Raw genomic sequence first — 6,374 nt, forward strand, 5'->3', positions numbered from 1 at the left:
CTTAACTTGCGAGCAACCCTTGGAAGCCTTACATCACGTCTAAAGAAGCGCCTGCACGGCACGCGCACTCCGCGACCTTTTTTAACGACGAGGACAGGCCAGTAGCGATGAGCGATCTGATTTCCCAGCAAGAGGGCCATGGATCGACCATTCGCAAGGGCTGCCCCTTCCACGACATACGCCAGCGCCTGCGGCGCGTGGGCCTGCGCCCAACGCGGCAGCGCGTTTCGCTCGGCTGGGTGCTGTTTGCCCGTGGCGACCGGCACATCAGCGCCGAGATGCTCTACGAAGAGGCGATGAAGGAGAAGATCCCGGTCTCGCTCGCGACGATCTACAACACCCTGCACCAGTTCACCCAGGCCGGGCTTCTGCGCGAACTGGCGATCGACGGCGCCAAGACCTTCTTCGACACCGACAGCAGCGAACACCATCATTTCGTCGTCGATGGCGAGAACACGGTGATCGACATCCCCGCCGAGGCCGTCGATGTCGCGGCCCTGCCCGAGCCGCCCGCAGGCTACGAGATCGCCCGCGTCGATGTGGTTGTGCGACTGCGCAAGATCGCCGGCTGACGTTTCACGGCCGCGGCGAGCCGGGCAACAGCAGATAGTCGACCGGGTTGTCGGGACACAGGCCGCCCGCGCATTCCAGCACCGTCGAAATGCTGTTGCCGAGAGTCAGCAACGCGGCCAGCGCCACCATGGCCATGCCGAAAGTGGCCGCCCGCGAGCGCTGCGACCAGTCCGAGGCAGCCTCGCCAGTCGCCAGGAACTGGCGGTCGAACAGCAGCATCGCCGCGCAGCCCAGGATGATCAGACAGTAGATCACCAGGGCCCAAGTATAGAAATGCATGCCCATGATGGCGCTGCCATAGGTGCCCGTACCGGGCACGATATGAAGCAGCGTCTGGCGCAGCGAGACCATCGCGCCGATGAAGGCCGAGATCATCGCCACCGCATAGTGGCTGGGTCGCGGGCCGAATTTCACGTTCAGCGCCAGCCCGAAGGCCGCGCCGACAAAGCCGACGCGCTGGAGGATACACAGTGGGCAAGGCAGCTCGCCCAGCACGATCTGGTCGGCAAACGCGACGACGAGGATCAGGCTGACGGCCAGCAAGCCGAAACCATTGAGGGCGCGGGCGACGGAAGCGGTCATGTCCCTGCCCTCAAAGCACGACGTTCAGGGGATCGGTGGCGTGCAGTTTGAACAGAACCAGCAGGCAGACCATCGAGCTCCCCCAGAAGCCCAGCGCCGCGCGTCGCTGTCCTGCCAGCACGCAGAGCAAGCCGGCCAGCAGGCCGAAGAATGGAATACTCATCATGACGCAGCCCCTGCCGCGCGGTCGGATGCGACTGACCGCCTGTTTGAGCTGAGCCTAGAGGGGCGCGCCTTAAGGCGAGATTGCAGCTTTGAAAAATAGGCGCGAGGCGGGCCCGATGGATCAATCGACCTTCTCGTTGGGGTAGACTCCCCAGAGGCGCTCCTGCTTGAGGTAGCCTTCGGTGTTGGCGATGCTGATCCGGCACCAGGAGTTGGCGCAAGACGCGACATTGGCGATCACGTTGGGCTGCAGGCGCGCCACGACGCTGGAGCCCTCATCGGCCTCCTTGCGCAACATGAAGGTCTCGTCCTTCACCTTCGACCAGGGTGCGACGAGAGCGGTCCGCCGTCCCGACAGCAGGCTGTGCAGAACCCAGCCCTCCGAGCCGTCGGCATCGCGAACGCGCCGCCAGGTCTCGAATTCGGCGACGACCTCGACCGGCAGACCGGCGCGCTGATAGACCCAGCGGGTCCGGTGTTCCTTGGACGGCCCCTCGCGCAGGTTCACGCGGTCGGTCTTCAGGCTGACATAACGCGGCACGGGCAACCCTGTGACGGACCCAGCCTGCGTATCCTGAGCCCATGAGGCCGAATTGGTCGCCATCGCCGCGAGCAGCAGCAGCCCCGACAAAACGCCACGCATCGCCACACCTGCCATTCGTCCGGTCTCCATCGGTCGTGACACCCCGTCGCCCGCGCCCCCCGGCGAAGGGTCATGTTGTCATCCGCCGCCCTGCCACTTAGAGATCGGGCACGTCGAGCGATCACGCCGTCCTCATTCCTGAAGCCCTGCGGTTAATGGGGGGTTGAGGCCAAAAGGCGGCGGCCGCGACAGACAGCGGAAGAGGGAGCCGTCCATGTCGAAGAAAAAGCCGCTGGTGGTGGTCACGCGCAAACTGCCCGCCGTGGTCGAAACGCGCATGCGCGAGCTGTTCGACGCCCGGCTCAACATCGACGACAGCCCGATGAGCCAGGCAGCCCTGGTCGAGGCCGTGAAGGTTGCCGACGTGCTCGTGCCGACCGTGACCGACCGGATCGATGCCGGGCTGATCGCCCAGGCCGGTGACCAGCTGCGGCTGATCGCCAATTTCGGCAACGGCGTCGACAATATCGACGTCGCCAGCGCCGTGCAGCGCGGCATTACCGTGACCAATACGCCGGGCGTGCTGACCGACGATACCGCCGACATGACGATCGCGCTGATCCTCGCCGTGGCGCGGCGCATCGCCGAAGGCGCCCGCGTCATTCCCGACGATGAGTGGGCGGGTTGGTCGCCGACCTGGATGCTGGGTCGACGCATCAGCGGCAAGCGGCTCGGCATCGTCGGCATGGGCCGCATCGGCCAGGCCGTGGCGCGCCGCGCGGCCGCCTTCGGGCTCTCGATCCACTACCACAACCGCCGCCGGCTCGATGCCCGCATTGAGGAGAAGCTCGACGCGACCTATTGGGATTCGCTCGACCAGATGCTGGCACGCATGGATGTCGTCTCGGTCAACTGCCCGCACACGCCGGCGACCTATCACCTGCTCTCGGCCCGGCGGCTCAAGCTGATGAAGCCGGATGCCATCCTGGTGAATACCGCGCGTGGCGAGATCGTCGACGAGAGCGCGCTGGCGCGCATGCTGGAGGCGGGCGAACTCGCCGGCGCGGGGCTCGACGTCTTCGAGAGCGAACCGGCCGTCAATCCGCGCCTGCTCAAGCTCGCGCGCAATCACCGCGTCGTGGTGCTGCCGCATATGGGCTCGGCCACGCATGAGGGCCGCGCCGACATGGGCGAGAAGGTCATCGTCAACATCAAGACCTTCATGGACGGCCACAAGCCACCGGACCGCGTGCTGCCGAGCATGCTCTGAGGGGCAAGGTCTCGGAGGGGCAAGGTCTCGGAGGGGCAAGGTCTCCGAGGGTCCAGGTCTCAGATGGTCAAAATCACGCCGCGGCCGCGTCAGGCTGCGGCACGCAGCTCCGACACCAGCGCCGGCCATTGCCGGAAATCGTCAATCACCGCGAGCGCCCCGGCATCGACCAGACGCGCTGCGCTGCGCGGCTTGTCATGCGAGACGCCGGTGAAGCCGACGACGCGCATGCCGGCCGCAATCGCCGCGCGCACGCCGGGCACGGAATCCTCGATGACGAGACAGGCTTGCGCCTGCACGTCCATCTGCGCCGCGGCGTGGAGGAACACGTCGGGATGGGGCTTGCCGCGCGCCACCTGCGAGGCCGAGAAGACATGCGGATCGAAGAGATCGATCAGGCCGGTGATGGCGAGGTTGCGACGCAGCGGCGCGAGGCTGGTCGAGGAGGCGACGCAGCGACGGCCGCCGATCGCCTCGAGCGCCTCGCGCACGCCGGGCAAGGCACGCAGCTCTGATTCGAGCCGCAAGGCCACGGCATCCTCGATTCTCTGCTCGAAATCGGCCGGCAGCGCACGGCCATGCGCCGCTTCGATGATCTTGACGCCATCGGACCAGGGGATGCCGACGATGCTGTCGACATAGTGGTCGATGGTCCAGCTGGTCAGACCCAGCGCATGGCAGGCCGCGAGGCTGACCTCGCCATAGAGCGTCTCGGTATCGATCAGCGTGCCGTCGCAGTCGTAAATGACGAGATCAGGCATCGCTGCGGGCGGTATCGAACTGACCTGCCTTGCGGAAGCGCCAGAGATAGGATGGCACGACCGCATCGACCGACACCGGCGCGATGCCGAGCGCCTCGAAACTGCGGCCCTCCGCCACCGCCGCTGCCGAGACGACATTGTCGCTTTCGAGCAGCTTCACCTGATCGCGCGTCAGCATCAGCGCATCGGGCAGAAGGCCGAGCGTCAGCGCGTTGACGATCTCCAGGATGCGCGCCTGCAGCCGCGCCAGCGGGAACGGCAATGAGACGAGCAGGGGCTTGCGGTCGGTGACCTTGCAGATGTCGACGATGAGCTCGCGGAAGCTCTTCACCTCCGGCCCGCCGAGCTCATAGATCCGGCCGCCGGGAACACGCCCCTCGACGGCGCGTGCGACCGCCTCGGCCACGTCGCCGACGAAGACCGGCTGGAATTTCGTCTCGCCGCCGCCGATCAGCGGCAGCACCGGCAGACTCCGCGCCAGCGCGGCGAAGCGGTTGAAGAAGCCGTCCTCGGGGCCGAAGACGATCGAAGGGCGCAGCACCACCGCGCCGGGGACCGAGGCGTGGAAAGCCGCCTCCCCTTCCGCCTTGCTGCGGGCATAGACCGAGCCCGATTCGGACGCTGCACCGATGGCCGAGACATGCACGACGCGCGTAATGCCAGCCGCGGCGCAGGCCTGGGCTACCGCGCGGGCGCCATTGGCCTGCACGCCGGCGAAGGTCTGACGTCCGCCCTCCTGGAGGATGCCGACGAGATTGACGACCGCGGCCGCGCCCTTGACCGCCGCCGCCACCGAATCGGGGTAGCGCAGATTGGCCTGGACGGCGTGGATCTGCCCGACGGTGCCGAGCGGCTGCAGGAAGCCGGCGAGATCGGGCCGGCGCACCGCGACGCGAACCCGGTAGCCGCGCTGGACGAGCGCGCGCACGACATGGCGCCCGACGAAGCCGGAGCCGCCGAAGACGGTGACGAGTTGCTGGCTCGGAAGGGACAGATCATTCGCCATGGTCGGCTTGCCTCGCGCGCGCTGGATTGGAACGCTCCTAAAGCATTTCGCCCCGCTGTGGAAAGGCGTTTGGCGCAGGGGCGCCACGATGCGCCAGCGCCAAAAGGAAGGGGCTGCCCAACAGATGGGCGGCCCATGCCGCACAAACAGCCACAAGTCTCGCAAAACATTCGAGATTTCCGCGGGACCCATTAAATGTTCCTGTTTTGTCCGATGATACTTAACGGGGCTTTCAGCTCGCGCCTCTAGAATCCCCAAATCAATCGATTCAAAAGGCTGGGCGCGGACGATGAAATCCATTCGGGACAAGATCCTCGGTCTGATCGGCATCGTCGCCATCGGCGCCGTGATCGCGCTGGCAGCTGCGCTCATCGGCATCTCCGCGCTGGAGACCATGAACCGGCGTGTCGCGGATCAGGGCGACGTCGCTTTGTCCACGGAACGCCTCAACGTCGCCGTCAACCAGCTCAGCGAGGATTCCCGCCTGGCCTATATGGCGCGCAACCCCAACGAAGCGAAGATTGCCTTTACCGCGATCGAGAAGGGTCTGAGCCGGGTCGATGAGCGGCTGAAGGTCTTCCTGGCGCTCGCTCCCGCCAGCGCACGCGAGCGCACCGACACGATCAGCAAGCTGGTTTCGGATTTTGCCGCAACCCGTATCGAAACCGCCCGTCTGGCCCAGGAAGTGTCCGGGCGCGCCGCCGATGCCTGGGGCAACAGCGAGGCCAGCCGCCGCAACCGGACCGCTCTCGTCGCTGAGTTGTCCAACTTCAGCCGCTTCAACGAGCAGGCCGGAGAGGCAACCGCCGCCGAGGCCTCCGCCTTCGTCAGCATGATGCGCCTGGGGCTGCCGATCGGCATGCTGGTGCTGCTGGGACTTTCGATTGCCGGGGCCGTGGTCTTTTCCCGGCGCGCGATCATCAAGCCGCTGCTCGATCTCGGCGGCGTGATGGACCGGCTGACCGCCGGCGACCATGGCGTCGATGTGCCGCACACCCAGCGCAGCGACGAGATCGGCGCGATGGCGCGTGCCGTCTCGGTGCTGCGCCAGAGCAGCGAGCAGGTTGCCGTGCTGCAGCAACAGGAGCATGCGGCTGCCGCGGCGCGTCTCGCCCGGGCCCAGTCGATGGAGGCGGTGGTTTCGGATGTCGGCGAGGTCGTGGCGGCTGCGGCAGCCGGCGATTTCTCGGCGCGACTCCAGATCGACCAGGCCGACGAGCAGATGCAGAAGCTGGTGTCCGGCATCAACGAGATCAACGCGGTGGTGGATTCGGCGACGAGCGAGTTCGCCCGGGCGCTGTCGGCAGTGGCCGAGGGCGACCTGACGGTGCGGGTGGATGCCGCCTATCGCGGCAAGTTCGCGGAGTTGAAGGGGGCGATCAACGATACGGTCGATCGTCTGTCCGCGACGGTGCGCACGATCCAGGTGACCTC

General features: G+C 66.6%; 8 protein-coding genes. 3 read left to right on the forward strand and 5 right to left on the reverse strand.

What is annotated here, in order from left to right:
• Nucleotides 1-107 precede the first annotated feature (107 nt).
• Nucleotides 108-572: a Fur family transcriptional regulator Irr gene (gene irr / locus AE618_RS11150; RefSeq protein ID WP_054209143.1), complete on the forward strand. Its 465-nt coding sequence runs from the start codon at nt 108-110 to the stop codon at nt 570-572.
• Between the two features lie 4 nt (nt 573-576).
• On the opposite strand, the gene AE618_RS11155 is transcribed toward irr, so the two are convergent.
• The 3 genes from AE618_RS11155 to AE618_RS11160 all read right to left on the reverse strand — a co-directional run bounded on the left by AE618_RS11155 (nt 577) and on the right by AE618_RS11160 (nt 1,978).
• The gene (locus AE618_RS11155) at nt 577-1,155 is read right to left on the reverse strand and encodes a disulfide bond formation protein B (protein WP_054209144.1); all 579 of its coding nucleotides are present in this window, start codon (nt 1,153-1,155) and stop codon (nt 577-579) included.
• A 10-nt stretch (nt 1,156-1,165) separates the two neighbouring features.
• Nucleotides 1,166-1,321 carry a DUF5993 family protein gene (locus AE618_RS28460; protein ID WP_197280753.1) on the reverse strand — a complete coding sequence of 52 codons (156 nt, stop codon included), beginning with the start codon at nt 1,319-1,321 and terminating at the stop codon, nt 1,166-1,168.
• Nucleotides 1,322-1,441: 120 nt separating this feature from the next.
• Nucleotides 1,442-1,978, reverse strand: coding sequence for an SH3 domain-containing protein (locus tag AE618_RS11160; RefSeq protein WP_054209145.1), 537 nt, complete (start codon nt 1,976-1,978; stop codon nt 1,442-1,444).
• Between the two features lie 199 nt (nt 1,979-2,177).
• On the opposite strand from AE618_RS11160, the gene AE618_RS11165 reads away from it, so the two are divergent.
• The gene (locus AE618_RS11165) at nt 2,178-3,173 is read left to right on the forward strand and encodes a 2-hydroxyacid dehydrogenase (protein WP_054209146.1); all 996 of its coding nucleotides are present in this window, start codon (nt 2,178-2,180) and stop codon (nt 3,171-3,173) included.
• Between the two features lie 89 nt (nt 3,174-3,262).
• Here the strand turns inward: AE618_RS11165 and AE618_RS11170 are convergent, their stop codons facing one another.
• The gene (locus AE618_RS11170) at nt 3,263-3,934 is read right to left on the reverse strand and encodes an HAD family hydrolase (protein ID WP_082365186.1); all 672 of its coding nucleotides are present in this window, start codon (nt 3,932-3,934) and stop codon (nt 3,263-3,265) included.
• Nucleotides 3,927-4,940 (reverse strand): complex I NDUFA9 subunit family protein, encoded by a 1,014-nt coding sequence (locus tag AE618_RS11175; protein ID WP_054209147.1) that lies wholly within the window; start codon nt 4,938-4,940, stop codon nt 3,927-3,929. The genes AE618_RS11170 and AE618_RS11175 overlap by 8 nt, the downstream gene beginning before the upstream one ends.
• A gap of 289 nt (nt 4,941-5,229) precedes the next feature.
• Here AE618_RS11175 and AE618_RS11180 point away from each other — a divergent pair.
• Nucleotides 5,230-6,374: HAMP domain-containing protein (locus AE618_RS11180; RefSeq protein ID WP_156330219.1), on the forward strand; the 1,145-nt coding region annotated here is incomplete at its 3' end.

The sequence above is a fragment of the Allobosea vaviloviae genome, assembly GCF_001298265.1.
Lineage (GTDB): Bacteria > Pseudomonadota > Alphaproteobacteria > Rhizobiales > Beijerinckiaceae > Allobosea > Allobosea vaviloviae_B.